The 26,028-nt window shown below is 70.7% G+C and carries 30 protein-coding genes; 18 read left to right on the top strand and 12 right to left on the bottom strand.

The annotated features are described in order from the left end of the window. The first annotated feature begins 79 nt into the window (after nucleotides 1-79). A complete protein-coding gene (locus SM418_RS22125; protein WP_371943081.1) occupies nucleotides 80-907 on the top strand; it encodes an MBL fold metallo-hydrolase in 828 nt (275 codons plus the stop codon). Here SM418_RS22125 and SM418_RS22120 read toward each other — a convergent pair. The 3 genes from SM418_RS22120 to SM418_RS22110 form a co-directional block, all read right to left on the bottom strand. After that, the gene (locus SM418_RS22120; RefSeq protein ID WP_371943082.1) at nucleotides 898-1,161 is read right to left on the bottom strand and encodes a hypothetical protein; all 264 of its coding nucleotides are present in this window, start codon (nucleotides 1,159-1,161) and stop codon (nucleotides 898-900) included. The two genes, SM418_RS22125 and SM418_RS22120, sit on opposite strands and share 10 nt — an antisense overlap. After that, nucleotides 1,158-3,755 (bottom strand): MFS transporter, encoded by a 2,598-nt coding sequence (locus SM418_RS22115; protein ID WP_371943083.1) that lies wholly within the window; start codon nucleotides 3,753-3,755, stop codon nucleotides 1,158-1,160. The genes SM418_RS22120 and SM418_RS22115 overlap by 4 nt, the downstream gene beginning before the upstream one ends. A gap of 147 nt (nucleotides 3,756-3,902) precedes the next feature. Next, entirely contained in the window at nucleotides 3,903-4,466 is a 564-nt protein-coding gene (locus SM418_RS22110) for a hypothetical protein (RefSeq protein ID WP_371943084.1), read from the bottom strand. A gap of 228 nt (nucleotides 4,467-4,694) precedes the next feature. On the opposite strand from SM418_RS22110, the gene SM418_RS22105 reads away from it, so the two are divergent. The 4 genes from SM418_RS22105 (at nucleotide 4,695) to SM418_RS22090 (ending at nucleotide 7,465) form a co-directional block, all read left to right on the top strand. Further along, nucleotides 4,695-5,531 carry an SAM-dependent methyltransferase gene (locus SM418_RS22105; RefSeq protein ID WP_371943085.1) on the top strand — a complete coding sequence of 279 codons (837 nt, stop codon included), beginning with the start codon at nucleotides 4,695-4,697 and terminating at the stop codon, nucleotides 5,529-5,531. 82 nt (nucleotides 5,532-5,613) lie between these two features. Further along, nucleotides 5,614-5,808: a helix-hairpin-helix domain-containing protein gene (locus tag SM418_RS22100; RefSeq protein WP_371943086.1), complete on the top strand. Its 195-nt coding sequence runs from the start codon at nucleotides 5,614-5,616 to the stop codon at nucleotides 5,806-5,808. A gap of 40 nt (nucleotides 5,809-5,848) precedes the next feature. Beyond that, on the top strand, nucleotides 5,849-6,184 hold the full coding sequence (locus SM418_RS22095) for an MmcQ/YjbR family DNA-binding protein (RefSeq protein WP_371943087.1): 336 nt from the start codon (nucleotides 5,849-5,851) through the stop codon (nucleotides 6,182-6,184). Between the two features lie 336 nt (nucleotides 6,185-6,520). Then, nucleotides 6,521-7,465, top strand: coding sequence for a pyridoxamine 5'-phosphate oxidase family protein (locus SM418_RS22090; RefSeq protein WP_371943088.1), 945 nt, complete (start codon nucleotides 6,521-6,523; stop codon nucleotides 7,463-7,465). A gap of 358 nt (nucleotides 7,466-7,823) precedes the next feature. Here the strand turns inward: SM418_RS22090 and SM418_RS22085 are convergent, their stop codons facing one another. Next, nucleotides 7,824-8,159, bottom strand: coding sequence for an ATP-binding protein (locus SM418_RS22085; protein WP_371943282.1), 336 nt, complete (start codon nucleotides 8,157-8,159; stop codon nucleotides 7,824-7,826). Here SM418_RS22085 and SM418_RS22080 point away from each other — a divergent pair. The 3 genes from SM418_RS22080 (at nucleotide 8,040) to SM418_RS22070 (ending at nucleotide 9,151) form a co-directional block, all read left to right on the top strand. Next, complete coding sequence (locus SM418_RS22080; protein ID WP_371943275.1) at nucleotides 8,040-8,369, top strand: Scr1 family TA system antitoxin-like transcriptional regulator; 330 nt, start codon at nucleotides 8,040-8,042, stop codon at nucleotides 8,367-8,369. The genes SM418_RS22085 and SM418_RS22080 overlap by 120 nt on opposite strands. Further along, a complete protein-coding gene (locus SM418_RS22075; protein ID WP_371943089.1) occupies nucleotides 8,360-8,548 on the top strand; it encodes a DUF397 domain-containing protein in 189 nt (62 codons plus the stop codon). Before SM418_RS22080 ends, SM418_RS22075 begins: the two co-directional genes overlap by 10 nt. A gap of 198 nt (nucleotides 8,549-8,746) precedes the next feature. Then, nucleotides 8,747-9,151 carry a VOC family protein gene (locus tag SM418_RS22070; protein WP_371943090.1) on the top strand — a complete coding sequence of 135 codons (405 nt, stop codon included), beginning with the start codon at nucleotides 8,747-8,749 and terminating at the stop codon, nucleotides 9,149-9,151. A gap of 175 nt (nucleotides 9,152-9,326) precedes the next feature. On the opposite strand, the gene SM418_RS22065 is transcribed toward SM418_RS22070, so the two are convergent. After that, on the bottom strand, nucleotides 9,327-9,794 hold the full coding sequence (locus tag SM418_RS22065) for an ArsI/CadI family heavy metal resistance metalloenzyme (RefSeq protein ID WP_371943091.1): 468 nt from the start codon (nucleotides 9,792-9,794) through the stop codon (nucleotides 9,327-9,329). Nucleotides 9,795-9,934: 140 nt separating this feature from the next. Between SM418_RS22065 and SM418_RS22060 the strand changes: the two genes are divergently transcribed. The 6 genes from SM418_RS22060 (at nucleotide 9,935) to SM418_RS22035 (ending at nucleotide 13,614) form a co-directional block, all read left to right on the top strand. Beyond that, the gene (locus tag SM418_RS22060; protein ID WP_371943092.1) at nucleotides 9,935-10,312 is read left to right on the top strand and encodes a metalloregulator ArsR/SmtB family transcription factor; all 378 of its coding nucleotides are present in this window, start codon (nucleotides 9,935-9,937) and stop codon (nucleotides 10,310-10,312) included. Continuing rightward, on the top strand, nucleotides 10,309-11,412 hold the full coding sequence (gene arsB / locus SM418_RS22055) for an ACR3 family arsenite efflux transporter (RefSeq protein WP_371943094.1): 1,104 nt from the start codon (nucleotides 10,309-10,311) through the stop codon (nucleotides 11,410-11,412). The genes SM418_RS22060 and arsB overlap by 4 nt, the downstream gene beginning before the upstream one ends. Continuing rightward, the gene (locus SM418_RS22050) at nucleotides 11,409-11,828 is read left to right on the top strand and encodes an arsenate reductase ArsC (protein ID WP_371943095.1); all 420 of its coding nucleotides are present in this window, start codon (nucleotides 11,409-11,411) and stop codon (nucleotides 11,826-11,828) included. Before arsB ends, SM418_RS22050 begins: the two co-directional genes overlap by 4 nt. A 60-nt stretch (nucleotides 11,829-11,888) precedes the next feature. Further along, on the top strand, nucleotides 11,889-12,239 hold the full coding sequence (locus SM418_RS22045; protein WP_371943096.1) for an ArsR/SmtB family transcription factor: 351 nt from the start codon (nucleotides 11,889-11,891) through the stop codon (nucleotides 12,237-12,239). Further along, complete coding sequence (locus SM418_RS22040) at nucleotides 12,239-12,967, top strand: GNAT family N-acetyltransferase (RefSeq protein ID WP_371943097.1); 729 nt, start codon at nucleotides 12,239-12,241, stop codon at nucleotides 12,965-12,967. The genes SM418_RS22045 and SM418_RS22040 overlap by 1 nt, the downstream gene beginning before the upstream one ends. A 95-nt stretch (nucleotides 12,968-13,062) precedes the next feature. Further along, the gene (locus tag SM418_RS22035; protein WP_371943098.1) at nucleotides 13,063-13,614 is read left to right on the top strand and encodes a YciI family protein; all 552 of its coding nucleotides are present in this window, start codon (nucleotides 13,063-13,065) and stop codon (nucleotides 13,612-13,614) included. Nucleotides 13,615-13,767: 153 nt separating this feature from the next. Here SM418_RS22035 and SM418_RS22030 read toward each other — a convergent pair whose 3' ends face one another. After that, nucleotides 13,768-14,697 carry a Rieske (2Fe-2S) protein gene (locus SM418_RS22030; protein WP_371943099.1) on the bottom strand — a complete coding sequence of 310 codons (930 nt, stop codon included), beginning with the start codon at nucleotides 14,695-14,697 and terminating at the stop codon, nucleotides 13,768-13,770. A 160-nt stretch (nucleotides 14,698-14,857) separates the two neighbouring features. Between SM418_RS22030 and SM418_RS22025 the strand changes: the two genes are divergently transcribed. The 4 genes from SM418_RS22025 to SM418_RS22010 all read left to right on the top strand — a co-directional run bounded on the left by SM418_RS22025 (nucleotide 14,858) and on the right by SM418_RS22010 (nucleotide 18,078). Next, complete coding sequence (locus SM418_RS22025; protein WP_371943100.1) at nucleotides 14,858-15,436, top strand: PadR family transcriptional regulator; 579 nt, start codon at nucleotides 14,858-14,860, stop codon at nucleotides 15,434-15,436. Between the two features lie 3 nt (nucleotides 15,437-15,439). After that, nucleotides 15,440-16,510: a hypothetical protein gene (locus tag SM418_RS22020; RefSeq protein ID WP_371943101.1), complete on the top strand. Its 1,071-nt coding sequence runs from the start codon at nucleotides 15,440-15,442 to the stop codon at nucleotides 16,508-16,510. Beyond that, a complete protein-coding gene (locus SM418_RS22015) occupies nucleotides 16,485-17,447 on the top strand; it encodes a threonine ammonia-lyase (RefSeq protein WP_371943102.1) in 963 nt (320 codons plus the stop codon). Before SM418_RS22020 ends, SM418_RS22015 begins: the two co-directional genes overlap by 26 nt. Nucleotides 17,448-17,526: 79 nt before the next feature. Then, nucleotides 17,527-18,078 (top strand): hypothetical protein, encoded by a 552-nt coding sequence (locus SM418_RS22010; protein WP_371943104.1) that lies wholly within the window; start codon nucleotides 17,527-17,529, stop codon nucleotides 18,076-18,078. On the opposite strand, the gene SM418_RS22005 is transcribed toward SM418_RS22010, so the two are convergent. From SM418_RS22005 to SM418_RS21980, 6 genes are all read right to left on the bottom strand, one after another. Next, nucleotides 18,071-18,619, bottom strand: coding sequence for a 2'-5' RNA ligase family protein (locus tag SM418_RS22005; RefSeq protein WP_371943105.1), 549 nt, complete (start codon nucleotides 18,617-18,619; stop codon nucleotides 18,071-18,073). The two genes, SM418_RS22010 and SM418_RS22005, sit on opposite strands and share 8 nt — an antisense overlap. Before the next feature lie 736 nt (nucleotides 18,620-19,355). Then, a complete protein-coding gene (locus SM418_RS22000) occupies nucleotides 19,356-21,662 on the bottom strand; it encodes a thiamine pyrophosphate-binding protein (RefSeq protein WP_371943106.1) in 2,307 nt (768 codons plus the stop codon). 16 nt (nucleotides 21,663-21,678) lie between these two features. After that, a complete protein-coding gene (locus SM418_RS21995; protein WP_371943107.1) occupies nucleotides 21,679-23,136 on the bottom strand; it encodes an aldehyde dehydrogenase family protein in 1,458 nt (485 codons plus the stop codon). Then, nucleotides 23,129-24,223 carry an ABC transporter ATP-binding protein gene (locus SM418_RS21990; RefSeq protein ID WP_371943108.1) on the bottom strand — a complete coding sequence of 365 codons (1,095 nt, stop codon included), beginning with the start codon at nucleotides 24,221-24,223 and terminating at the stop codon, nucleotides 23,129-23,131. Before SM418_RS21990 ends, SM418_RS21995 begins: the two co-directional genes overlap by 8 nt. Before the next feature lie 3 nt (nucleotides 24,224-24,226). Further along, nucleotides 24,227-25,111 (bottom strand): carbohydrate ABC transporter permease, encoded by an 885-nt coding sequence (locus SM418_RS21985; RefSeq protein ID WP_371943109.1) that lies wholly within the window; start codon nucleotides 25,109-25,111, stop codon nucleotides 24,227-24,229. After that, nucleotides 25,111-25,980, bottom strand: a complete 870-nt coding sequence (locus SM418_RS21980; RefSeq protein WP_371943110.1) for a carbohydrate ABC transporter permease — start codon at nucleotides 25,978-25,980, stop codon at nucleotides 25,111-25,113. Before SM418_RS21980 ends, SM418_RS21985 begins: the two co-directional genes overlap by 1 nt. Nucleotides 25,981-26,028 lie beyond the last annotated feature (48 nt).

Genomic DNA, 26,028 nt, shown 5'->3' with positions numbered 1-26,028 from the left:
GGCGGGCGCGGCGGCGAGGTTCGGTGGCCCCGACTCGGGCATGACCTCGCGAAAGGGCACGCAGAAGGGGGGAACGACCATGAAGACCGCGCCGGAACTAGCGCTGCGCCAGCTCACGATGCAGTTCATCGGGAACGCTACGGCGCTGCTGCGCTGCGGGCCGTTCACGCTGCTGACCGACCCCAACTTCCTGCACCGCGGGCAGCGCGCCTACCTCGGGTTCGGCCTCACCTCCGCGCGGCTGACCGAGCCGGCGCTGCGCGCGGAGGACCTGCCGCGCCTGGACGCCGTCGTCCTGTCCCACCTGCACGGCGACCACTGGGACCGGGTCGCCCGCGCGAAGCTCGACCGGGGTCTGCCGATCGTCACCACGCCGCACGCGGCCCGCCGGCTGCAGGGCTGGCACCGGTTCAGGCACGCGGTCGGGCTGCGCTCCTGGGAGTCGCACACCCTGGTGAGGGACGGGGCGCTACTGCGGATCACCGCGATGCCGGGACGGCACGCGCCCGGCCCCGCCCGGATGCTGCTGCCCCCGGTGATGGGCAGCCTCCTGGAGTTCGCCCCGGCCGCGGGCGAGGTGCAGTACCGCCTCTACATCACCGGCGACACGCTCATGTTCGACGGCATCAACCAGATCGCCCGCCGGACGCGGGACATCGATCTCGCGATCCTTCACCTGGGCGGCACCAAGCTGCCCGGCGGGCTCATGGTCACGATGGACGCCATGCAAGGCGCCGACCTATTCGAGACCATCCGTCCTGGACGTGCGGTACCGGTCCACTACAACGACTACGGCGTGTTCCGCTCTCCTCTGGAGGACTTCCGCCGCGAGATGGAGCGCCGGGGCTTCGGTGACCAGGCGACCTACATCGAGCCGGGCCAGACCCACACGTTCACTCAAGCCTGACGCCGGCCCTCGACCCGTTTGCGCATGGCTCGGGCCATGCGCAAGGGGAAGAGGCCCATGAGCGGAGCGCGCCGCCCCAGGTCGTCGGTGTCCTTCCGGTCGAAGGCGCGGGCGTAACGCTGTGCCTGGGCCGCGCTCTCGTACTCCTTCGAGCCCCCGGCCCCGCACTCGCGCACGCAGGACCACCGCATCGTCGTGCCTTCGGCGGTGAACTGGTAATCGTGGCCAAATACCCGGCATGTCAGCGGTGTCATGACTCCGGGCTCGCGTTCCTGGCCTCGGGCGGCCCGTACTGGTTACGGGAGAGCGGCCGCGCCCGTCCCTCGTGGACGGCCTCGCGCAGCGCGGCACGGAACCGTCCCGGCCCCCAGTAGCGGGCGCCCACCATGTCGGCGAGCCGGCCCCGGGCCGTCGGACCGTGCTCGGCGAGCGCCTGCGCGATGGCGTTGACCTCGCGGTCCAGCGCGATGTCCGCGTCGGACGCCCAGTCGCTCGACCACGCGCCCAGCATGCCCGGCGCGTAGAACGCCCGCCCCGGACCGGGACGGAACCGGCGCAGCCCGGCGCGCTGCTCCCGCTCGCGGCGCAGCACGCGCTCGCGGATGCGCTCGTCGCGCTCCCGCGCCGCCCGCTCCCGTTCCGCCGCCTCGGCGCGCTCGCGCTCCGCCCGCTCGGCCGTGCCCGACTCCGCGGCGAGGAATTCCGCGGCGGAGCGGTGCTGCGCGGCCTCCGTCCGGTCGGCGGCCGACTCGGCGCGCATCCGGTGGACGCCGGCCTGCCGGTCGTGCGCTTCGGCCGACTCTTCGTCGCGTTCGGCGCGGGCCGCGTGCGCGAGCGCCAGCTCGATGTGCATGCGCTCCCATTCGTCGTATGTCTCGGCCTGGTCCAGGGCGATCTCGGCCTCGATCCCGTCGAGCCGCTCGGCGCGGCCGCGGGTCTCGGCGGCCATCGCCCGCTGCTCGCCGGCCCGCGCCCGCTCGGCCGCCGCCTCCGCCAGGGCCGCGTGGGTCTCGGCGTCCTCCTCGTTCTCGGCGGCCAGCGCCTCCGCCCGTTCGTGGAGCGCGCGGGCCCGCTCGTCCGCGGCCCCGGCGCGACTCAGGGCGCTCGCGCGATCGGTCTCGTTCTCGGCGTCCTCCGCGTCGGCGCGCTCGTGGTGCGCGGTCGCCTCCTCCACCAGGCGCTGCGCGTGCCAGTCGGCGATCTGCGCGAGGACCCTCTCCACCCGCACCCGTTCGGCGGCGTCGGCGTCCCCCGCGTCCGCGCGCGGACTCATCTCGTGGATGACGGCTCGGTGCTCGGCGGCCCGCGCCCGCTCCTCCTCGGCGTGCCGCCGGGCCTCCAGCGCGGCGCGGTGCCCCGGCCGGCCGGCCGCCGCGGGCTCGGTTCCGGGCTCCTGCGCTTCCGCCTCGTGGGCGGTGAGCGGCTTGGCGATGTTCTCCAGCGACGCCTGCTCGGCGCGGACGCCGAAGGCCAGCTCCGCGATACCGCCCACCGCCATGATCACGGCACCGATGAAGAACCCGATCGCGACGTTGCTCGCGACGCCGCTGTCGATCATCTTGCCGAAGATGAGCGGGCCGGAGATGCCGCCGACCGCCGTCCCGATCGCGTAGAAGAACGCGATGGCCAGCGCGCGGGTCTCCATCGGGAAGATCTCGCTGACCGTCAGGTAGGCGGAGCTGGCCCCGGCCGAGGCGAAGAAGAACGTCACGCCGACCAGCGCGATGAACGTCCAGCTCGTCAGCCCGCCGCCGGCCAGGAAGACGCCGAGGACGACGGTCAGCGCGGCCGAGACGAAGTACGTCCCGGAGATCATCGGTTTCCGGCCCACGGTGTCGAACATCCGGCCGAGCAGCAGCGGGCCCAGGAAGTTGCCCATCGCGAACAGGACGATGTAGTACGGCACCGCGCCGGACGCCACGTCGAAGTACTTGCTCAGGATCGTGCCGAGGTCGAACGTCACCGCGTTGTACAGGAACGCCTGCCCGACGAACAGCGCGAATCCGAGCGTCGCCCGCTTCGGGTACCTCCTGGCCGCGACCTGGGCGATCTCCCGGACCGGGATGGCCTTGCGCTGCCGGACGGTGATGCTCTGGCCCGGTTCGTCCAGGATCTGGTCCGTCTCGCGGTGGATCTCCGCTTCGATGCCGTCGACGATCCGCTCCGCCTCGTCCTCCCGGCCGTGGATGAACAGCCAGCGCGGGCTCTCCGGGACGTGCCGCCGGACAAGCATGATCGCGAGGCCGAGCACGGCGCCGAGCCCGAACGCGAGCCGCCAGCCGAGGTTCTGCGCGAAGAACGAGGTGTCCAGGAGGAACAGCGCGGCGACGGCGCCGCCCGCGGACCCCACCCAGTAGCTGCCGTTGATCGCGAGGTCGACCCGGCCGCGGTTGCGGGCCGGGATCAGCTCGTCGATCGCCGAGTTGATCGCGGCGTACTCGCCGCCGATGCCCATCCCGGTGACGAACCGGCAGGCGAAGAAGTACCAGGGGGCGAACGCGAACGCGGTCGCGACGGTGGCGAGGATGTAGACGACCAGCGTGAGGATGAACAGCCTCTTCCGGCCGAACCGGTCGGTGAGCTGCCCGAAGAACAGCGCGCCCAGGCACGCGCCGGTGACGTAGATGGCCGCCGCGATTCCGATGTCGCCGGCCGTCATGTGCACGCCGCTGCCCGGCTCGGTCAGCCGCGCCGCGACGGACCCGACGATGGTGACCTCGAGGCCGTCCAGGATCCACACCGTGCCGAGTCCGACGACGACCATCCAGTGGAACCGCGACCAGGGCAGCCGGTCCAGGCGCGCGGGAATCCGCGTGGTGATCGTCCCCACGCGCGTGTCAGCGGTCATGCGGTATCGCTACCCGCCTGCCGGACGTCACACCTCCCGGTACCATGTAGATCAAATTGTCACCATTCCCGGTGCCCGTCCGGCACAAATCCGGGCAACGCGAAAGGCGCCCGCCGTGGCGGGCGCCCCTCGGGGTGGTCGGTCGGGTCACTTGAGGATGGGGAGGCGCTTGACCAGCGGGAGCTTGCCCCACCAGCGGCCCAGGCCCAGGGTGTCGCCGGCGCTGACCAGGGCCAGCCCGACGACCAGCAGCGCGTAGATCAGGTGGTCGTCCATGAAGACGTTGTTCTCCGGAGGAAGAACCGCGGTCCACATCATCACCAGCAGCGCCGCACCACCGACCGCCGCGATCCGCATTCCGATGCCCAGGATCAGCGCCGCACCCACACCGGCCAGACCGATCATGAACAGCCAGTCCGCCCACGCCGCACCGGCCAGGTCGTTGTAGAACCCCGCGAACGGGCCCTTGGGCGCGTGCGCCAGGAACCCCTCGGTCGGGCTCCCGCCGTCCAGCCAGCCCTTGCCCGCCGGGGTCGCGTGCCCCAGCCCGAACAGCTTGTCCACGAACGCCCACGCGAACACCCAGCCCAGCGCCAGCCGGGCCGCGGCCCAGACGTAACGGGCGGCGGGCGTCTCGGCCAGCGGCTCCGGAGCCACCACCCGGATCAGGGTGTGCCGCCCCACGTGCGTCTTGTGCTCGGTGACTGCCATCGCCGTCTCACCTTCCACCACATCGCCGGTTCCTTCTGCACTCCTTACTCAACCCCAGCCCGCCCCCCGCACGTAGGTCCGTTCGGTCCCAGATCAGCGGGCCAAAAGTCCCAGAGCGGGACATCCGGCGCGCATCCAAAGCCCCGCCCCCACGGGACCTCCGGCCCTATCCCGCATTGATGCGGTTTCGGCCCGCCACGATCGCGGGAAATGGCTACTCTCGGGCATATGACCGATATCTCCAGTTCGGACGTGAGGTCCGGCGAGTCGCAGCAGCCGTCGAATGTGGATTCCTCCGTGCCGCACACGGCCCGGGTCTGGAACTACTGGCTGGGAGGCAAGGACAACTACATCGTCGACCGGGAACTCGGCGACCAGATCCAGGCCGTCCTCCCCGACATCGTCGCCTCGGCCCGCGCCGACCGGGGATTCCTCGGACGGGCGGTCGGCCACCTGGCCGGCGAGGCGGGCCTTCGCCAGTTCCTCGACCTCGGGACCGGGCTGCCCACCGCCGGCAACACCCACGAGGTCGCCCAAGGCATCGCGCCCGAGGCCCGCATCGTCTACGTCGACAACGACCCGCTGGTGCTCACCCACGCCCAGGCCCTGCTGACCTCCACTCCCGAGGGCGCCACCGACTACATCGAGTCCGACGCCCGCGAGCCCGAAAAGATCCTGGAGCAGGCCGCCGCCACCCTGGACTTCGGCCGGCCTGTCGCGATCATGATGCTGGGAATCCTGAACTTCATCACCGACGACGACCAGGCGCACCAGGTCGTCGACCGGCTGCTGGACGCCGTCCCGTCCGGCAGCCACCTGGCGATCGCCCACCCCACCGGGGAGGTCGACGGCGAGGCCGCGCAGCAGGCGGTCGACATGAGCAACCAGGCCGGGGTCGCCCCCATGCGGCTGCGCAGCCGCGCGGAACTGGAGAGCTTCTTCGACGGCATGGAGATCCTGGAGCCGGGCGTCGTCTCCTGCTCCCGGTGGCGCCCCGCCGTCAGCGACCCGGCCCGCCTCCCGAAGCCGGTCTACCAATTCTGCGGCCTGGCCAGAAAGCCCTGACCGCCGCGGGCTCCGGTGCGTTGATCGACTGTCACAGGCCGTCGTTAGGTTGGAGGACGCCCGACAGGAAGCGAGGCACCTGATGAGCACCGACCTGCCCAAGCTCGCCGCCCCTGCCAGGCGGGCCCTTGCGTCCGCCGGCTACGGCGACCTCGAGCAACTGGCCGCGGCCCGCGAGAAGGACGTCGCGGCGCTACACGGAATGGGCCCCAATGCCATGAAAACGCTCCGGCGGGCCCTCCAGGAACAGGGCCTGTCATTCCGGACCGAAGGCTGAGACCCGTAAACCGTCCGACGCGGCTGATACGGATGGCTAAGTGAGCGTCAAAGAGTTCCTGGAGATCGCGCACGGGCTGCCCGAGGTGGCCGAGAACGAGTCGTTCGGGGAGATGACCAGCTTCCGGGTGCGCGGCAAGAGCTTCGGCTACCTGGACGAAGCCGAGAAGTCCGTCATGCTCAAAGCCACCCGCGAGGAGCAGGCCGCGCTCGTCGCCGAGGCCCCGGACGTCTTCTCCCCGTCCTGGGCCGGCGGCCGTTTCGCCTGGGTGAAGGTCGACCTCGTCAAGGTCGACCCTGACGAACTGGCCGAGCTGGTCACCGAGGCTTGGCGCCTCTCAGCCCCCAAGCGCCTCGCCGTCGAGCTGAACGACTAGACCGGTTCCGTGCCTTCGGCCAACGCCGGGCGTCACCGCCGCGAGGCCGGCGGCGTTGGCAGGGCGTAAGCGGACCGCTTGACCGCCAGCACGCCCGGTCCGGCACCACTCGCCGCAGCCGCGGCGGCCTGAACCAGGCCCTCTCAGCGGTATGGCCCGACAGCACATGTTCACCGTCGCCATGTTCGACCGGTTCACCCGCGACATGCACCCAGTTCGAACGTGCCCTGGGATGTCTTTCTGGCGTATTCCGGCTGGCACCCGTCGACCGCCCCTTCTTCTGAACAAACAAAAATGTCTGTTAGCGTGGCGGTCGCCGGACCGAGGAGGCGATCGATGAGCTCCGCGCTCTGGCCCGACGTCGTCGATGACATCATCGGCGGCGACCAGGCCGTCATGCTCGCCACGGTCACGCCGGCCCGCGGCGTGGTGCTCACCCCGGTGACGAACTTCGCGGCACGGGACCGCGACGCCGGCACCGTGACCGTGAACAGCTCGGTCGGGGGCTGGAAGAAGCTGGAGCGGATCAGGCGCGATCCCCGCGTGGCCCTGGCCTTCCATACCAGGCTGCACGGCTACAGCGACCGTCCCGAGTACGTGCTGGTCCAGGGCACCGCGTCGCTCTCGGCCCCGCGCGACGACTATCCCGCGTCCCTGGGCGCGGACTGGGAGCGGTTCGACGGTCCGCGCGCCACCGGCCCCTTCTGGGGCCCCTGGCTGCGCCCCTACTACACCCGCGTGGTCATCGACATCGCGGTCGAGCGGGTGGTCGTGTGGCCGGACCTCTCCTGCGAGGGGGCCCCTGAGGTTTTCGGCCCCCGGCTGCCGGGCCCGCCGCCGCCGCAGAAGGCGCCGGGCCTCGGGACCGGTCCGCGCATCGACCACGCCAAGGCGGCGCCCCGCCTTGAGAGCCTCCCCGACGCCCTGCTCGGGTGGACCGGCACCGACGGCTTCCCCATGGTGATCCCCGTCGGCTTCAGCGGTCAGGACGCCGACGGGCTACTGCTGCACGTCCCGCTCGGAGTCCTCCCCGACGGCGGACGCCGCGCCGGCCTGACCGCCCACTCCTTCAGCAAGTTCGTGCAAGGGCAGCACCAGCGCGTCCACACGGGCTGGCTGGACAGCGGCCCGCAGGTCCACTACGCCCCGCACACCGAACTCGCCTATCGGACGCCGCCGTCCAAGCTCCTCTACCGGCTCGGGATAGGGGTGGCCATGCGCGTCGCCCTGCGCCGCGCCCGCAGCGCGGGCCACGACATCGTGAGTCCGGTCACGCCATAAGCGGTTCAGAAGGGAAACTGTTTCCAGAGAAAGAGCTCCACGCGCCAATTTCTTGAGTCTCTGCGACAGCGATCGGGTGACGTGGACTACGTCTCGCAACGTTCCAATCTGGACCTGAGATGCGGGCCGAAGAACCACGAGATCACCAAGTATGGTGCGTACCGGACAAGGGATGCTGTGCTCGCCAAGTATGACCAGATGGCCATTTTGGCGCGGCTCTCGGCAAGGCACTCTATTGCGGCAGGAACTCCATCCCGACTCTTACTGCGAAGCCAGGGCAGGGGCCTCGCCACGTCTGACAAACTACGGGGCGGAAACGCGGAGGGACGGACCGGGGGGGTCGTCCCTCCGCGGCTCCTCACTGGCGGTCGATGACCGCGAAGACGACTTTTCCGGCGTTGCCCGCCAGGGGACGGACACCCCAGCAGCGAGCGAACTGGTCGACGATGAACAAGCCCCGGCCCGCCTCACTGATCACGTCCACCTCCTGCATGTGCGGCAGCTCGTAGGTGGCGTCCTGGACCCCCATCCACAGCGCGCCGTCCTCGGTGCGCCCCAGCCGCAAGGTCACGTCATCGTCCGACGCGGACGCGTACCGCAGCGCGTTGGTCACCAGCTCGCTAGCCACCAGGCACGGGACGAAGTCGTCCATGCCCCACTGACAGTCCAGATCGTGCTCAGCAGCGGCGAACATGGAGGAAACGGCAGCAGCTTCGTGATCGCTACGATGGCCGACATGAGCCAGGTAGCCTATGTGGAAACGGCTATACGAGGGCTCACGACTGATGACGCCGCAGACCTCGCAGCGGCATCGCGTGTCCTGGCCGATCTGCGGAACAGGGCGCTCCCAGGAAACATGTCGCGCGACCTCATGAGGAAGGTGGCCGAGGAACGATGGACCTGAGCAAGGCCGAGTGGCGGAAGGCGACGCGGAGCCTGAACAACGGCGGTGAGTGCGTCGAGTTGGCTGGAGCGGCCAGTGTAGTGGCGGTGCGGGACAGCAAGGATCCGGAGGGGCCCGTCCTCCTGCTGACGCGTGCGGTCCTGCGGGCGGCCCTCCAGTCCGCAACCCGTACGCGCTGATCCCCGATCCGCTGAGTCACGGCGGTTCGTCACGCATTGGCCGGACGGGCTCGCGACGTGGAGCTTGTCGTGGGTCGTCTTCACGTCGCGGCGGAGGGCGGCCCGGTCAGGTTCCGCCGCACGTTGCGCGTCCACCGCCTTACGCACGAGGACCTGTCTCGAAGTCCGGCTTATTCGATCGTATGGAACGATCGAAGGATGCTGCGACTCACCGATTTCATCATCGACTGCCCGGACACGATGAAGCTGGCGGCCTTCTACTCCGAGGTGACGGGTCGCCCGGTCAAGGAGGGCAGCCACGAGAACTGGGCCGGTATCCAGTTCGGCGAGATCGAGCTGGCCTTCATCCGTGTGGAGGACTACCGCGCCCCGCAGTGGCCCGACAGCGAGCACCCCAAGCAGTTCCACCTCGACTTCGAAGTCGACGACGTCGAGGCCGAACAGGGCCGGATCCTCGCTCTCGGCGCGACCCTGCAGCAGGACTTCATCGGCCCCGACGGCTACGGCTGGCGCGTCTATACCGACCCCATCGGCCACCCCTTCTGCCTCTGCCACAACAAAGGTGTCGTCTGGACCGACCAGGGCCCCATCTGGCCCAAGTAAGACACGGTCAACGTACGCGGCCAGCGGCAAGTAAGACGAACCCGCGGGTCAGTGCCCATCCCCACACGTGAACGGGCAGCGCTTCACTTGCGGCGTGTTGCTGCTTCCGACACGCGAAACAACACGCCGCAAGTCGACGCACTCGGTGCACCTGGGTGGGCACCGCGCAAGGCGATCAGCAGCGACTCGACCCTGCGGCGGCCTCTGACGGCTCCGCGCCGGTGAACGGCCGGGCGGTGCCGCAGCAGACCGACTCGTCGGCCTTGGCGAGGGTGTCGGCGTCGTCCTTGACCGTGTAGACCTCCCAGGGTTCGCCGCCGGGGCCGTGGACCCAGACCTTGTCCTGCAGGGCGTAACAGCAGGAGGTGTCGTTCTCCTCCAGCGTCGCGAGCCCGGCGTCGGCGAGGCGCCGGGTCGCGTCGTGGACGAGGCCGGAGTCCTCGACCTCCACGCCGAGGTGGTCCATGCGGGTCGGCTCGCCGTCCTCGCCTTCGATCAGAACGAGCTTGAGCGGCGGCTCGGTGATGGCGAAGTTGGCGTAGCCGGGCCGGAGCTTGGCCGGCTCGGCGCCGAACAGCTGCGAGTAGAAGGCGATCGAGCCTTCCAGGTCGGACACGCGCAGAGCGAGCTGGACGCGGGACATGCGATTCCTCCTCGTTTCGTGGGCGGTGTCAACCGGTCGCCGGTCGGCAGGTGCCCCGGATGGACGCTGCTTAGATGTCTGTCTAAGCAGCCGGTGACCCGAGCTTGCATCTCAAGATAGATAGATGTCAAATTAGAGGCATGTCTAAGCAGCGATTGCCGATCTTGAGCCTCGTGGAGGACGAGGGCGCGTGCTGTGCGCCCCTCGTCTGCGAGCCGCTCAGCGAGACCGAGGCGGCCGAGTTGGCACCGCTGTTCAAGGCGATCGCCGACCCGGTCCGGCTGCGGCTGCTGTCGTTGATCGCCTGCCACGAGGGCGGCGAGGCGTGCGTGTGCGATCTGACCGCCGCGTTCGAGCTGACGGCGCCCACGATCAGCCATCACCTGAAGGTGCTCAAGCAGGCCGGCTTGATCGACTCCGAGCGGCGCGGGACCTGGGTCTACTACTGGCTGAATCCCGGCGTCCTGGGACGGCTGTCGGCGATCCTGGGGCCGCGCGTCACCGCGGCCGTGTCGTGACCGGCACCGAACCGGACGTGCGGGCGGCGCCTGCCGCCGCCCAGCCCACCGGCGCGGTGGCGTCCCGGCTGTCGGTGCTGGACCGGTTCCTGCCGGTGTGGATCGGCGCGGCCATGGCGCTCGGCCTGCTGGCCGGACGCGCCGTCCCCGGACTGGACGATGCGCTGGAGTCGGTGGAGGTCGACGGGATCTCACTGCCGATCGCGCTCGGGCTGCTGGCGATGATGTATCCGGTGCTGGCCAAGGTCCGCTACGACCGGCTCGGCGCCGTGACCGGAGACCGGCGCCTGCTGATCGCGTCGCTGCTGGCGAACTGGGTGATCGGCCCGGCGGTGATGTTCGCGCTGGCGTGGATCTTCCTGCCCGACCTGCCGGAGTACCGCACCGGGCTGATCATCGTCGGGCTGGCCCGCTGCATCGCCATGGTGATCATCTGGAACGACCTGGCACGCGGGGACCGCGAGGCCGCCGCCGTCCTGGTCGCGCTCAACTCGGTGTTCCAGGTGGTCGCGTTCGCCGGGCTCGGCTGGTTCTACCTGCACGTCCTGCCCGGATGGCTCGGACTCCACCAGGCCAGCCTCGATGTGTCGGCCTGGGACATCGCCCGCAGCGTGCTGATCTTCCTTGGCGTCCCGCTGGTCGCCGGGTACCTGTCCCGGCGGCTCGGCGAGCGCGCCCGCGGCCGCGCCTGGTACGAGGAGCGGTTCCTGCCGCGCGTCGGCCCGGCCGCGCTGTACGGGCTGCTGTTCACCATCGTCGTCCTGTTCGCGCTCCAGGGCGACGCGATCACATCCCGGCCGTGGGACGTCGCCCGGATCGCGGTGCCGCTGCTGGTCTACTTCGCGGTCATGTGGGCCGGATCGTTCGCGCTCGGCCGTGCTGCCGGGCTCGGCTACCCCCGCACGGCGACCTTGGCGTTCACCGCCGCGGGCAACAACTTCGAGCTCGCCATCGCGGTGGCGATCGCGACGTTCGGGGTCACCTCCGGCCAGGCCCTCGCCGGAGTCGTCGGCCCCCTCATCGAGGTTCCCGTCCTGGTCGGCCTCGTTTACGTCTCGCTGGCGCTGCGCCGCCGCCTCACCTTCCAGGAGGCTTCGTGACCGACACCGACGACGTGCCCGAGGTGCTGTTCGTTTGCGTCCACAACGCGGGGCGCTCCCAGATGGCCGCCGCGCTGCTGGACCACCACGCCGCGGGACGCGTCCGGGTCCGTTCGGCCGGGTCCGCGCCCGCCGAGGTCATCAACCCCGCCGTCGCCGAGGCGATGCACGAACTCGGCCTCGACCTGTCCAGGGAGTTCCCCAAGCCGCTCACCGGCGAGGCGGTCCTGGCCGCCGACGTGGTCGTCACCATGGGATGCGGCGACACCTGCCCCGTCTTCCCCGGCAAGCGCTACCTCGATTGGCGGCTCCCGGATCCCGCCGGCCGGCCCGTGGAGGACGTCCGGCCCATTCGCGACGAGATCGACACCCGGGTCCGAGCCCTGCTCGCCGAGCTCCTGGACGCCGACTCCTGAAGGCTCACCTTGCCTCCGGGTCTTCTCAACGACCCATTCATCGTCTATCGTCGATTAACGATGAATAGGAAGGAAGGGCCGCTCGACCGGCCCACGGCGGCCGAGTACGCGGCCTGGTTCAAGGCGCTGGCCGACCCGACAAGGATCCAGATCGTGTCGCTGCTGGCGCGGCAGGGACGTCCGATGAGCGTCGGCGAGATCGTCGAGGCCGTCCAGGTCGGGCAGTCGACGGTGTCGGCGCACCTGAAGGTGCTGGCCGACGTGCGGTTCGTGCTCGCCGACCGGCACGGCACCTCCCGCTACCACCGGATCAACACCGCGTGCGTGGAGTGCTTCCCCACCGCCGCCGACATCGTCATGGGACGTCCGGCACCGGCCGCGCCGGCCTGCCCGTCCGAAGGAGGCACCTGATGGACGACCCCGACGGCGACCCCGGCGCCGAGGCCCCCGGCGGACGCCTCGGGGTCAGCGACATCATCGCCGGGCCGGAGCCCGGCCCGAGCTCTGCCACCACCGCCGAGCAGTACCGCCGCGACCTGCTCGCCGCCGGGTTCACCACCGCCACCGTCACCGCCGGTCACCAGGCCGCGCCCGGCCCGCGTTCGGCGATCGTTCAGGCCGGCAAGCCCGCATCCCCACCCGGCACCCTCGTCCGCCCCATGCGCGCCGGAGACGCGACCGACGTCCTTGCGATCTACCAGGCCGGGCTCGACACCGGCAACGCCAGCTTCGAGACCTCCGCCCCGAGTTGGGAGAAGTTCGACCGGGTGAAGCTGCCCGGCCACCGGCACGTCGCGGCCGACGCCACGACGGGGACGGTGCTGGGGTGGATCGCCGCCACCGCCGTCTCCGAACGGTGCGTGTACGCCGGCGTCGTCGAGCACAGCCTCTACGTCCACCCCGACCAGCACGGCCGCGGCATCGCCAGGGCCCTGCTGCGCGCCTTCGTCGACTCCACCGAGACCGCCGGTATCTGGACCATCCAGGCCGGTGTCTTCCCAGAGAACACCGCCAGCCTCCGCCTGCACGCCGGGGCGGGCTTCCGCGTCGTCGGCACCCGCGAAAAGCTCGGCCGCCACCACGACCGCTGGCGCGACGTCGTGCTGATCGAACGGCGCAGCCCCGCCGTCGGCGCCTGAACTCCGTCGCGGCCTGAGCACCGCCGCCTCGTGAATGAGGGCGAGCAGGAAAGCGGCGCCCTCGCCCGGTCGCCTGCGGCGAAATACTGGTGGCCATGGAATTCTTCGTCCTCCACCGGGATCGGCCCGGGTCCATGGCGCTGCGCATGGAAGTGCTGGAAGAGCACTGGGCCTACATGGACCGGTACGCGGCGGAGATGATCGCCCGCGGTCCGACCCTCGTGGACGACGGTGAGACGGCCAGCGGCAGCGTCCACATCGTCGACCTGCCGGGCCCGGCCGCGGCCCGCGCGTTCGCCTTCGACGAGCCCGGCTACCAGGCCGGCGTGTACCGCGACGTGCTGATACGCCGGTGGCGCAACCTGCTGGGGCGGACGATGTGGGACTTCCCCGGCGGCCGGACGGGCGGCGACCGGTTCCTCGTCCTGGGCTTCGGATCGGGACCGGGCGCCGACCTCGCCGTGCCGTCCGGACGGGAAGACGACCTGATCGCGTACGGTCCGCTGCTGTCGGACGACGGCACCGCATGGCTGGGGACGGCGGCGCTCGTCCGGGCCGGCAGCGGGGATGCCGCACGCACCGTCCTGACCCCGGAGCGGTACGCCGCCCTTGAGGTCCACGACTGGGAGTTCGGCGGCCGACGCTAGGAACCGCACACGGGACGGCGACGCGGGACGGGGCCACGGGATGGCGACGCGGCCATGCCGTCCCGCCGGCCGTGGAGGGCCACCAGATCTGGCGGCCCTCCCATGGACCTCGACTCGAATTCGTGCACCGCCGGGCCAGGTCGGCCCGAGCCGTCAGGAGGCGGGGATGCGCGCGCGGAGGCGGCGGTGCGTCCGGACGGGATGCTCCTCGACCGGGCCGGCCGTGACGCCCGCCGGAGGCACGCGCACCTCGATGCGCCCGCTCTGGACTCGCGTCTCGTAGGAGGGCTGCGGGGTGGTCGCGGGACCGCGCACGACGCCGCCGTCCGTGAACCGGAAGGTGCTGCCGTGCCACGGACAGGTGACGCAGTCGCGCTCGAACGTCCCGTCGGGCAGCGGGCCGCCCATGTGGCTGCACGTGGCGGCCATGGCGTACACCTTCCCGTGCGTCCGGTGGAGGAGGATCTCCACGCCGTCCGCGTCAGCCGTGCGGTGCTCGCCCTCGACCAGCTGGTTCTCGTCCAGCACGGACGTCCACTCGTCCGGGCCTTCCTGCCATGCGTTGCGGTTGACGTTGAGGCCCCGCACGAACGACAGGTGGCCGCCGAGGTAGGCGCTCATGCCCATCACCGCGAACCCGGCGTACCCCAGGGCCTTGCCCGTCCCCCGGTTGCCGCGGGCACGCTCGATGAGGGACGCCACGTACAGGGACAGCGCCGCGGTGTTGGCCGCCGCGTGGACGAGCCCCACGCGCCTCTCCGCGCCGAGCGTGTCCGCCCAGTCGTTGAGCCCGGTGAGAGCGGTGGGCGCGGCCGCGATCACGCCGGTCGTCATCAGCAGGTCGGCCGCCGGCTCGGACTTCCACCCACCGGCGGCGTCCAGCAGCGAGGCCATGCTCCACGCGCCGATCGTCACGTCGGTGAGCGACGGGTGCAGCGGATGCCCCAGCTTCGTTCCACTGAGCAGGTCGCGGACGAAACGTGGCCGTACCGCCCGCTTGACCGCGTTGCTCGCCGGTCTGGCGGCCTTGTCCAGCTCCTCCGCCTTCTCCAGCCGACGCACCATCTTGTGCGGCATGCTCATCCCGGCCTCCCCCAGGCACGACGTCATTAGTCCGCTCCCTATCCCTCCAGCACCCCCCAAAACACTCGGCGCGGGGTCGGGCGCGGCGGTCGTCCGATATCCGGACGAGTGCCGGACTCCGGCCTTGCGATTAGACGTATACGTCTATAAATTTGGCCGGGTGCCCTTGGACGCGTCACGGAACAGCCTGGTGCTGCCGCTGCTCGGGCTCCTGGTCGAGCAGCCGTCGCACGCCTACGAACTCACCTCCCGCCTGCGCGAGCGGTATCGGCACCTGCCGGTCACGCGCAGCACGGTCACGTCCCTGCTCAAAGCGCTGGAAAGATCCGGCCTGGTCGCTTCCCGCCCGCCCGAGCAGGTCGGCAACCGGCCGCCGCGCACGGCCTACGAACTGACCGAAGCGGGCATGGCGGATTTTCGCCGGAAGGTCGAGGAGGGGCTGCGCGGCGGCCAGGTCGCCTCCATGGACTTCATCATGGCCATCGCCTACGCCGGCGTTCTCCCGGCGAACCACGCCGCGTCCATCCTGGACGCCCGCGCCGACCGACTCGACGGGGAACTGCCCTCGCCCGAAAAGGAACGCCCCGAAGGCGTGCTCGAAGCGCACATGCTCGAAGCCGCCTACTGGCGCACCATCGTCACCGCCGAAACGACCTGGGCCAGGGCCCTCGCATCACGAATCCGATCCCACGACATCGACTGGCCGGACGCGCAACCCACCGAGTCGAAGGAGAACTGAGGCGTGAAGTTCGGCATCTATCCCGGCGGCCGTGCGGGCACCGTCTGCTCGAACCCGCCCGACCCCGCCGCGATCGGCGACCTCGTCGACGACCTCGCGGGCGGCCGCGCCTTCGTGATCCGCGAGTACGTCCATTTCTTCGGCGACACGACACCAGCGGACGTCGTCACCTCGCTCGGCGCCGGCGACGAACTCGCCCGGCTCCCCATGCCCGACCAGTGGTACATCGAGGCGGGCCGCGAGCTTGACCTCGTGGTCAGCTACATCCCCCAGGACGCCGACATCCCCGGATGGCTCGCCTTTCTCGACACCGTCATAGACCGCTACGGCCACCTGACGCGCTCGCTGCAGGTGACGCTCGAACCCAACTTCCCCATTCCGCTCATCGACGGAAACGCCCCGGGCGTCCTCCAAGCACTGACCCTGGGCATATCCCACGCCCGCGCCGCACTGGACGGGCGGAACCGGCATGACGTGCGGGTCGGTTTCTCCGTGGCCGAACCAGCGGAATGGCTGGGCGGCGACGGCGAATTCTGGCAGCACCTGTCCACCGTGCCGCGGCGGGATTTCGCCGACCACGTCGACTACGTGGGCCTGGGTCTGTACCCCGACGCCTTCTCGCCCGTCGCCCCGCGAGGCACGCCGGGAGACACCGCGTCCCTCACCGCGCACGCCCTGCACCATTTGCGAGAGCACTCGCTGCCCCGCGCCCACCTCCCACCCGGGACCCCGATCCACATCGCCGAGAACGGCAGCCCGAGCGGGGCAGGACGCACCGAGCAGGCGCAGTGCGACTCACTGTCCGACATGATCGGCACGATTCTCGACCGCAGCGAATCCCTGAACATCACCCAGTACGAAATGTTCAGCCTTCGGGACGCCGACAGCGGATCCACCGAACCCACCGGGACGTTGGGGATCGTCACCGACACCTACAAGCCGAAACCCGCCTTCTCCCTTTACCGCGACATCGTCCGCAACGGTGGCCGGCCGCCCAGCACCGCCGCCGGTTGTCAGGGCGACGCCGGTGTGGATACGTTGGCGCGTCGTGCTGAAGACACGTCTGGACCTTGACCGGATCCGTACGGCTCGCGGCGTGATCGACCCGGTGTTCCTGAACACTCCGCTGTTCCGGTGCGAGGCCCTGGGACGCGCGCTCGGCTGTGCGGTCGACATCAAGCTGGAAACGGCAAATCCGGTCCGCAGCTTCAAGGCGCGAGGTACCGAACTGGTCGCGAGCCGGCTGGCCGACCAGGGCCGGGCGGCCGTGGTATGCGCCAGCGCCGGCAACCTGGGCTCGGCGCTGGCCTGGTCGGGCCGCCGCCGCGGTCTGGACGTGACGGTCGTGGCATCGCGCCGGGCACCGGCCGCCAAACTCGATCGGATCCGTGCCCTGGGTGCGACGCTGGAGCTGGTCGACGGCGACTTCGAGGCGGCCCGGAAACGGGCGGCCGGTATCGCGCAGCAGCGCGGCATCCGGCTGGTCGAAGACAGCCTGGACATCGAGACCTGCGAGGGCGCGGCGACCATCGGCGTCGAACTGGCGCGACGGGCGTCCTCCTTCGACGTCGTCCTGATCGCTCTGGGAGGCGGCGCCATGGCCACCGGCGTCGGCCATGTCCTGAAAGCGCTGGCGCCTGGAGTCGAGGTGATCTGCGTGCAGCCCCAGGGCGCACCCGCGATGACCCGCTCCTGGCATCAGCGCCGGGTCGTCACCACCGACTCCACCGACACCATCGCCGACGGCGTCGCCGGCCGGTTCCCGATCCCCGCCGTGCTGGACGACCTGTTGCTCGTGGCCGATGACGCCGTCCTGGTCCAGGAGGCGTCCATCGTCGCGGGCATGCGGATGCTCCTGGAGCACGCGGGCCTGGTCGTCGAACCCTCGGCGGCCCTCGGCGTCGCCGCCGTCCTGGAAGACCCCGCCCGCTTCGCCGGCCGCCGCGTGGTCACCATCGTCTGCGGCAGCAACGTCAACCTGGACGACTACCACCGCTGGGTCGGGCCTTAACCGGCAGGCCCCCGCCATCTCCCCTAACGATCACATAAAGCCGACCGCCCCGATGGGATCGGCCCCTAGTGTCCGCGGCATGTCGCGCATACGACGGCTGGTATTGACCGGGGCGGCTCTGGTCCCGGCGTTCACGTTGGTGATGGCGAGCCTGTTGGGCTGGCTCGACCGGTTTCAGGGCGGAAAGTCCGGGATGACCGGGCTTTCTCCCAAGGAGGTCCTGGCCAGGCCAGACGACCTACCGGGCCGGGAGTTCCCGGAAGGTCCCGACTGGAACGCGTCGCTGACCGTCATCGCGGTCACGCTGCTGATCGCGGGCCTCGCCGTGTACTTCGGCTCCATCGGGCTGGACGCGCGGCGCGGTTCCGTGGGCGCGTTCGTGCTGGGCTGGGGCGCGACCGCCCTGAGCGCCTCCGCCGCTGAATGGGTGCTTCGCAAAGCCTCCCCTGACGACCCGCAGGTCCAATTCGGGCTCCTCGCGTACAACCCTCTCCGGAATACGTACTCGTTCGTCGGCGCCTCGGCGGTTTACAGCTACGGCCTGCTCTTCGGCTGGCTCACCGGACTCGTCCTGCTCGCCGCCTTCCTCCGTACCCGGCCCGCCGGCCATGGGGACGGGGAGATCACGTAGCTCCGGTGAGATCGAATTCGTGGAATTGCTTCCACCAGTTGGCCACGGAGTCGAAGCGTTCCATGCGCACAGTCTCGACCACGAACGAGGAATCGGTCGGGACCGCGCGGCGGACGGCTGCGTAGACCTCGTCCCGGCGCTCCAGTGCCTGCGCGGTGAGGCGGAGCAAGGTCACGTGCGGGATCCAGCCGGCTACTTCCAATGGATGCAGCTGGGCGCCAGTGTGCCGGGCTACGGTGTCCACCAGCGTGCGGTGCAACCGTCCCCAGCCGGGTGACTCGACTTGCAAGTGCAACACGCGACCATCACCTGGAAACACGGCAGGGCCACCCAGACGAACCTCGAAAGGCGAGGTCGCCGCCGCGATCTCTCGGATGAGGTCAAGGCAACCAGGCTCCGCGGACAGCCCTGCGCCGCCTTTGATCGATAGATGCGGCCAGGACCGCATGGGCCGACTCGCCCACCCCGCGTACTGCGCACGGAACGCCTTGATCCGCTCGCTGTGACTTTCGGCTACAGGCAAAACCAGCGCGTATTCCATGCGACCAGTATCAACACCCAAGCCGTGGAACAAGAGACGAAGTCGCTCGTGGGAAGAAAGGCCGGCTGGCAGGCCAGTCATCTACGGTGGCTTCGCTGATCAGCATGCGGACAGGATGCCCGCACGTGCGGCGACCGCTCAAAGCGGGAGATCCGCCGCCCCGCCAGATCCTGGCGGAGCGACGGATCCCGCTATGCGCTTCTACCTACCGTGACCGTGACCGTGACCGTGGCCCTGGTCGTGGCCGTGGTGGTGGCCGTGGTGATGGCCATGGTGGTGACCGTGGTGGTGGCCGTGACCATGGTGGTGGTGGTGGCAGTGCCTCCCGTACCGGCACGGGTGGGACTGCACTGCCTGAGAGGCGGTCGCCTGCTCCGCGTTCGCCGCGCCGGCGGGACCGAACGCGGCCAGGCCCGCGGCCATGACCAGGCCGGCAGCGGTTACCGCCGCCGTGCGCAGTGGAGTCGGTATTTTCATGCTTCCTCCAGGGATAAGGGCTCCGAGCCCGTGTTCCCCAGCACACATACCCCTACCGTATGCGATCAACTACAGAATGTAAGTAGATCATTTAGGGGACCCTGCCATGGCCGATCGGCCGTCTTTTCAGCTTCCGATCGCGGCCGGTTCAGAGATCACGCGAGGGCCGTCCCCACATCACGACGATTTTCGCTCAGCTGCGGAACTCGTACATTTTCATGACCGAGAAATTCTGCCTGAATCTGGCCGTTTGTCTCGCTCATCCGGAATGGAGGTCCAGGGCGGTCCGGACGATCGAGTCGGTGTCGATGCCGTGGTGGCGGTAGACGTCGTCGATCGAGCCGGACTGTCCGAAGCCGGTGACGCCGAGGGTGGCGCACGGGACGTTGTTGACCCCGGCGAGGAACGCCAGGGTGTGGGGATGGCCGTCCAGCACGGTGACGAGCGGGGTGGCGCGGGCGGCGGGGAACGCCTGATCCAGGATCCAGTTCGGACCGTCGCCGTGGCCCTGGCGGGAGCGGACGGCTTCGAAGAGCAAGCCGGGGCTGGTCACGCACACCACGTCGGTGCCGACCCCGGCCTGCTCCAGCCGGTCGGCGGCGGCGAGCGCCTCGGGGACCAGAGCACCCATCGCCGCCACCGTGACGGCGGGACGGGCGGAGCGGCGCAGCGGGTAGGCGCCCGCGATCACCTGCCGGCGGCGCCGTTCCCTGGCCGCCGGGTCGACCGGCACCGCCGCGAGCGTCTGGTCCACCGGGCGGGTCGACAGGCGCAGGTAGGCCGAGCCGCCGCCCGGACGGCCGAGGCGGGCCATGCTCGCCAGCAGCGTCCACTCGGTGTCGAGGACGAACGCGGGCTCGTAGGCGACACAGCCCGGCTGCTCGACCCCGATCGACGGGGTGATCACGGATTGGTGCGCGCCGCCCTCGGGCGCCAGCGTGACCCCGGACGGGGTGCCGATCAGGATCGACTGGCCGCCGGCGTAGATGCCGAACGACCACGGTTCGAGGGCGCGGCCGACGAACGGGTCGTACATCACGCCGATCGGGAGCAGGGGACGGTTCCAGCGGCTCCACGTGGCGCCGAGTTCGCCCAGCAGCCCGACGAGGTTGGTCTCGGCGATGCCCAGCTCGATGTGCTGGCCCGCCGGCCCCTCCCGCCAGTGCAGGATCGTCTCGCCGTCGTCGGCGAACCAGTTCCGGCGTTCGGCGGTCGACCAGACGCCGACCTTGTTCACCCAGCCGCCGAGGTTGGTGCTGGAACTGACGTCCGGGCTCACGGTGACGATCCGCGCGGCGGCCTCGGGCGCCTCCCGGGTGAGGTCCAGCAGCAGCCGGCCCAGCGCGGCCTGGGTCGTCGCGGTGCCCTTGGGGGTACGGCCGATGTCGTCGGGCAGCCGGGGCGGGAGCTGCGGCGCGGCGGGCGGGCGGCGCAGCCGCTCGCCGGTCTCGGCGCACAGCCGGGCCGCCGCCGATCCCTCCTCGAAACGGGTCCACGGCGCGTCCGGGTCGACGCCCAGCCGGGCCGCGAGCCCGGCGATCTCGTCGGCGGTCAGCAGCGAGGAGTGGTTCTGCGGGTGCCCCTCGCTGGGCAGGCCGCGCCCCTTGACCGTGTACGCGAAGATCACGGTCGGCCTGGTGTCGTCGATCGCGTCGAACGCGTCGGCCAGGCTGCCGAGGTCGTGACCGCCCAGGTTGCGCAGGGCCGCCAGGAGCGTGGCGTCGTCCAGCGTCGCGACCAGCCGGGCGACGCCCTCGCGGCCGCCGGGCAGCCGGTCGCGGAGTTCGCCCGCGTCGCAGCGCAGCAGCCGCTGGTACTCCGGGTTGGGCATCGCGTCGATGCGGGCGCGGAGCTCTTCCCCGCCGGGGCGCTCGAACAGCTCGGTCAGCAGCCGCCCGTACTTCAGCGTCAGCACCTGCCAGCCGGCGGCGGCGAACATGCCCTTCAGCCGGTGCGCGGCCAGGTACGGCACGACCCGGTCCAGGGACTGCCGGTTGAGATCGACGATCCACACGATCTCGCCCAGCTCGGCCACGCCCGGGTCCAGGATCGCCTCCCAGACCGCGCCCTCGTCCAGCTCGGCGTCGCCGACCAGCGAGTACTGCCGGCCGGCGGGCGTCCCGCCGGCCGTCCGGTCCGCGTACCGGCGGGCGACCGCGCCCCAGATCGGCGCGGTGGCCCCGATCCCCACCGACCCGGTGGAGTAGTCGACCGGGTCGGGGTCCTTGGTCCGGCTCGGGTAGCTCTGCAGGCCGCCGAACTCCCGCAGTGACGTCAGGTACCGCTCGTCCAGCTCACCGAGCAGGTAGTTGATCGCGTGCAGCACCGGGGAGGCGTGCGGCTTGACCGAGACACGGTCGTCCGGCCCCAGGTGGCCGAACCACAGCGCCGTCATGATCGACGCCATCGACGCCGACGACGCCTGATGCCCGCCCACCTTCAGCCCGGACGTGTTGGGACGCACCCGGTTGGCGTGGTGCACGATGGCCGTCGCCAGCCACAGCACCCGCCGCTCGACCTCCTCCAGCACCTCGGACCGCGTGGGCGTCGCCACTGGATCGTTCATCGTCGGCTCCTTTGCCTCAGCGCCAGGGCGGGGTCAGGTCGACGGAGATCGACTGGATCTCCGTGACGGCCTCGGCCATATGGCGGCCGCCCAGCCTGCCCTGGCCGCTGTCGGTGCCCGGGGCACCGCCGAACGGCAGGTGCAGCTCCCAGTAGTTGCTGGTGTCGTTGACGGTGACCTGACCGGCGCGGAGCCGGCCGGCCACCGCCAGGGTACGGTCCAGGTCCCGGCCGAACACCGCCGAGCTCAGCCCGTACCGGCCGCGGTTCGCGGTGGCGACGACCGCCTCGGTGTCGCCCGCGACGCGCAGTACCGGCGCCAGCGGGCCGAACGTCTCCTCGGCCATGACCGCGGCGTCCTCCTCCAGCCCGACCAGGACCGTGGGCCGCCAGTACAGGTCCGTGGGCCGGTCCGGCAGCGGGCCGCCGCCGAACGCCGTCCGGCCGCCGCGGGCCAGACCGTCGGCGACGTGCCGGGCCATCGTGTCGGCGACGCCGCGTGTGTGCACCGGCCCCATCGTGGTGCCCGCGTCGAAGGGCGACCCGACCACCTCGTGCCGGGCCTCCTCGACCAGCCGCTCCTCCAGTTCCGCCGCGATCGACGCGGCCGCGATGATCCGCCCCGCGGCCGAGCAGGACTGGCCGGAGTTGGCGAACGCCGCCGAGGCGATCGCCGGCGCCGCCCGGTCGAGGTCGGCGTCAGGGAGCACCACGATGGGCCCGTTGCCGCCCAGTTCCATCACCTGCGCCTTGCCAGCGGCCAGCCGGGCGATCTCGGCGCCCGCCTTCGAGCTGCCGGTGAACCCCACGCCGTTGACGGCGGGATGGGAGACGAGGCGCTGCGCCGGGCCGAGATCGGGGCCGGTGACCAGGTTGACCAGTCCCGGAGGGACGTCGGCGTCCGCGATGCACTCGTACAGCGCGCCCGCCACCGCCGCCGTGGAGGGCGCCGGACGCCACACCACGGCGTTGCCGCAGGCCAGCAGCGGGCCGAGGTACTCCACCGGGATGTTCACCGGGAAGTTGAAGGGGGTCATCACGGCGAACACGCCGCGCGGCTTGCGGGTGGTCAGCACCAGCTTGGCGCCGTCGCGCGCGGGGACGGTCTCGCCGCCGAGGCGTTTGGCCTCCTCGGCGGCGAGCCGGAAGCCGTCGGCGGCCAGCCGGATCTCGGCCTCGGCCTGGGCCACGGGCTTGCCGTGTTCGAGCGAGAGGAGCCGCGCCATCGTCGCCGCCCGCTCCTCGACCAGCGCGGCGATCCGATGGCACCAGTCCGCGCGGGTGAAGGCGCTCTCCTGACGGTGCGCCTCGAACGCCTCCGCCGCGGCGGCCACCGCCGCGTCGACGTCGGACTCGTCCGCCCGCGCGATGACGGCGAACCGTTCACCGGTCGCCGGGCTCACCGCGGCGTAGACCGCGCCCCCGCGGGCGCCGCGGGACCGGCCCCCGATCCGCAGGGTGACCTCGTCAGACACTCCCGACCTCCTTCGCGACCTTCGGAGCCGGCCACGCGAGCGCGTCGCCGGCCTCGCCGTCGAACAGATGGGCCTTCCCGGGACGGATGCGCATCGCGACCGGGGTGTCGGCGTCCAGTTCGATGTCCGGGTCCGCGCGGGAGATGACGTCGCCGGACGGGAACGAGGCGACCACGATGGCCTCCACCCCGAGCCGTTCGATCAGCCGGACCCGTCCGGGCGCTCCCGGACCGGCCGGCTCCAGGGTGACGTCTTCGGGGCGGACGCCGAGCGTCACGTCGTCCCGGGCGGCTCCGGGCCAGCCGATCGGCACCGTCCAGTCCCCGTGCGCGAACGACCCGCCGCCGTCCAGCGAGCCCGGTACGAAGTTCATGCCCGGCGTCCCGACGAAACCGGCGACGAACCGGTTGGCGGGCCGCCGGTAGAGGTCGAGCGGCGGCGCCTCCTGCTGGACGACGCCGCCGTTCATGACGACGACCTGGTCGGCCATGCTCATGGCCTCCCCCTGGTCGTGCGTGACGTACACGAAGGTGCCGCCGAGCTGCCGTTGCAGCTCGCGCAGGCTGATCCGCATGTCGGCGCGGAGCTTGGCGTCGAGGTTGCTGAGCGGCTCGTCCAGCAGGAAGACGTTCGGACGGCGGACGATCGCCCGCGCCAGCGCGACCCGCTGCTGCTGTCCGCCCGACAGCTGCCGCGGCTTGCGGTCGAGGAGCTTGGCGATGTCGAGCATCTCGGCGACCTCGGCGACCCGCTCGGCGATGTCGGCGGCCGGCAGCTTGCGCAGCTTGAGGGCGAAGGAGATGTTCTCCCGCACGCTGCGGTTCGGGTAGAGCGCGTACGACTGGAACACCATCGCGACGTCGCGCTTGTGGGGCGGGACGTCCTGGACCTCCTTGCCGTCGAACAGGATCTCCCCGGAGGACACCTCCTCAAGCCCGGAGATCATGTTCAGGGTGGTGGTCTTGCCGCACCCGCTCGGGCCGAGCAGCACGGTGAAGCTGCCGTCCTCGATGGTCAGGTCGATCGAGTCGACGATCAGCGTGTCACCGAACCGCTTGGTGACCTGCCGGAGTTCGATACTGGACACGCGTCACACCTTTCCGACGCCTGAGGTCAGGCCGCGTACGAGGAACCGCTGCGAGACGAGGGCGAGCAGCATGGTGGGCAGGGCGGCCAGCAGGGTGCCGGCGGCCATGATGCCGAAGGACTGCTCGCGCACGTTGTAGAGACCGGAGATGGCCGGCTGGATGAGCATCGCGTCCGTCCGCGAGTTCAGGACCAGCGCGAACAGGAAGTCGTTCCACGAGACCATGAACGAGAAGAGCCCGACGCTGATGATCCCGGGACGCGCCAGCGGCAGCACCACCCGGGCGAAGACCTGCCAGCGGGTGCAGCCGTCGATCATGGCGGCCCGGTCCACCTCGACCGGGATCCCGTTGAAGTAGGCCCGCATCATCCACACCGAGAACGGGACCGTGAAGCCCAGGTGCGCGATCACGACGCCCACGCGGGTGTCGGTGAGGTTCATCGAGTGGAGCATCACGTAGAAGGGCACGACGAGCGCGAACACCGGGACGAGCTGGCTGCCGAGCATCAGGCCCGGCACCGCCCGGGAACCGGGGAACCGGAACCGCGCGAACGCGTACCCGGCGGTGCTCGCGATCACGATGTTGAGGACGGCGACGCAGACCGCCACCACGGCGCTGTTCTGCATGCCGGGGACGATCAGGTCGCTGGGATTGCTGGGCGGCGCCGAGCTGAACGCCGACTCGAAGATCTTCTGGAAGCTGCCGAAGTCCATGGCGGGGATCCACCGCGGCGGCGTGCGCAGCGAGTCGGCTCGGGACGTCAGCGCCACCAGCAGCAGGAAGTAGAACGGCAGCAGCACCCAGGCCAGCAGCGCCAGGACGACCCCGGCGCGCAGCGCACGCGCCGCCACCCGCCTCGCCAGGCGTCCGCGGTTTCCGGCGGCCATCACGCGGTCCTCTCTTTGCTTCGCTTGCGGGGTCCCCGGATGAAGAACGCGGTCAGCGCCGCGAGGAGCACCATCGCCAGCGTCATCAGGTAGAAGATCGCCGCGCCCTTGCCGAGGTCGAGATCGCGGAACGCGGTGGTGTACCCCCACCAGGACAGCAGCGTGGTCTCGGTGCCCGGCCCGCCGCCGGTGAGGATGTAGATCAGCGCGAACGCCAGGAACGCGTTGATCAGGGCGAGCACGGACACCACGAGCACGGTGTCGCGGATCCAGGGCAGGGTGACGAAGAAGAACCGCCGGACCGGCCCCGCCCCGTCGATGCGCGCCGCCTTGTGCAGGTCCTCGGGGACGGTCTGCAGCGCGCCCAGGATCAGCAGCGTCGCGAACGGCACCAGGCTCCAGACGAACGCGACCGCCATCACCGTGAGGGCCACCTGCCCGGAGGCGAACCAGGCGACGTACTTGTCGATCACTCCGGTCTGCTTGAGCGCCCCGTTCAGCGGACCGAACGTGGAGTTGAAGATCCAGCCGAAGGTCAGCGCCAGCGTGATCTGGGACAGCGACCACGGCAGGATCAGCACGCCCCGCACCACCGACCGGCCGCGGAAGTCCTGGTTCAGGGCCAGCGCGAACACCGTGCCGAGCAGCAGCGTGCCGAGGACGACGGCGGCGGCGAACAGGACGGTCCGGGTCAGCGACGGCAGGAAGATCGGGTCGCCGAGGACGGCGGTGTAGTTGTCGAACCCGACCCAGCGGGCGGGGGCGCGGCTGCCGAGCGTCTGCTCGTGCAGGCTGACCCAGAACGAGTACACGAGCGGGTAGCCGAGCAGGAGCAGCGTGACGACCAGGGCCGGCATGGCCATGGCCATGCCGAACCTCGCCTCACCCCGTCCGTAGCCCGTCCGGCCCGTGCGCCC

Source organism: Actinomadura chokoriensis (assembly GCF_041463665.1).
Lineage (GTDB): Bacteria > Actinomycetota > Actinomycetes > Streptosporangiales > Streptosporangiaceae > Spirillospora > Spirillospora chokoriensis_A.
Note: the sequence above shows the minus strand (reverse complement) of the source record. Positions and strands in the feature narration are given on the sequence as shown.

What these genes read in the sequence shown, in the direction of transcription:
- SM418_RS22120 (WP_371943082.1), bottom strand. Translation starts at nt 1,161, where the DNA reads ATGACACCGCTGACATGCCGGGTATTTGGCCACGATTACCAGTTCACC.
- SM418_RS22100 (WP_371943086.1), top strand. Translation starts at nt 5,614, where the DNA reads ATGAGCACCGACCTGCCCAAGCTCGCCGCCCCTGCCAGGCGGGCCCTT.
- SM418_RS22010 (WP_371943104.1), top strand. Translation starts at nt 17,527, where the DNA reads ATGTCGCGCATACGACGGCTGGTATTGACCGGGGCGGCTCTGGTCCCG.
- SM418_RS22040 (WP_371943097.1), top strand. Translation starts at nt 12,239, where the DNA reads ATGGACGACCCCGACGGCGACCCCGGCGCCGAGGCCCCCGGCGGACGC.
- SM418_RS22065 (WP_371943091.1), bottom strand. Translation starts at nt 9,794, where the DNA reads ATGTCCCGCGTCCAGCTCGCTCTGCGCGTGTCCGACCTGGAAGGCTCG.
- SM418_RS22105 (WP_371943085.1), top strand. Translation starts at nt 4,695, where the DNA reads ATGACCGATATCTCCAGTTCGGACGTGAGGTCCGGCGAGTCGCAGCAG.
- SM418_RS22125 (WP_371943081.1), top strand. Translation starts at nt 80, where the DNA reads ATGAAGACCGCGCCGGAACTAGCGCTGCGCCAGCTCACGATGCAGTTC.
- SM418_RS22075 (WP_371943089.1), top strand. Translation starts at nt 8,360, where the DNA reads ATGGACCTGAGCAAGGCCGAGTGGCGGAAGGCGACGCGGAGCCTGAAC.
- SM418_RS22035 (WP_371943098.1), top strand. Translation starts at nt 13,063, where the DNA reads ATGGAATTCTTCGTCCTCCACCGGGATCGGCCCGGGTCCATGGCGCTG.
- SM418_RS22110 (WP_371943084.1), bottom strand. Translation starts at nt 4,466, where the DNA reads ATGGCAGTCACCGAGCACAAGACGCACGTGGGGCGGCACACCCTGATC.
- SM418_RS21985 (WP_371943109.1), bottom strand. Translation starts at nt 25,111, where the DNA reads ATGGCCGCCGGAAACCGCGGACGCCTGGCGAGGCGGGTGGCGGCGCGT.
- SM418_RS22045 (WP_371943096.1), top strand. Translation starts at nt 11,889, where the DNA reads ATGAATAGGAAGGAAGGGCCGCTCGACCGGCCCACGGCGGCCGAGTAC.
- SM418_RS22115 (WP_371943083.1), bottom strand. Translation starts at nt 3,755, where the DNA reads ATGACCGCTGACACGCGCGTGGGGACGATCACCACGCGGATTCCCGCG.
- SM418_RS22005 (WP_371943105.1), bottom strand. Translation starts at nt 18,619, where the DNA reads ATGGAATACGCGCTGGTTTTGCCTGTAGCCGAAAGTCACAGCGAGCGG.
- SM418_RS22090 (WP_371943088.1), top strand. Translation starts at nt 6,521, where the DNA reads ATGAGCTCCGCGCTCTGGCCCGACGTCGTCGATGACATCATCGGCGGC.
- SM418_RS22030 (WP_371943099.1), bottom strand. Translation starts at nt 14,697, where the DNA reads ATGAGCATGCCGCACAAGATGGTGCGTCGGCTGGAGAAGGCGGAGGAG.
- SM418_RS22060 (WP_371943092.1), top strand. Translation starts at nt 9,935, where the DNA reads ATGTCTAAGCAGCGATTGCCGATCTTGAGCCTCGTGGAGGACGAGGGC.
- SM418_RS22085 (WP_371943282.1), bottom strand. Translation starts at nt 8,159, where the DNA reads ATGTTCGCCGCTGCTGAGCACGATCTGGACTGTCAGTGGGGCATGGAC.
- SM418_RS21980 (WP_371943110.1), bottom strand. Translation starts at nt 25,980, where the DNA reads ATGGCCATGGCCATGCCGGCCCTGGTCGTCACGCTGCTCCTGCTCGGC.
- SM418_RS22000 (WP_371943106.1), bottom strand. Translation starts at nt 21,662, where the DNA reads ATGAACGATCCAGTGGCGACGCCCACGCGGTCCGAGGTGCTGGAGGAG.
- SM418_RS22070 (WP_371943090.1), top strand. Translation starts at nt 8,747, where the DNA reads ATGCTGCGACTCACCGATTTCATCATCGACTGCCCGGACACGATGAAG.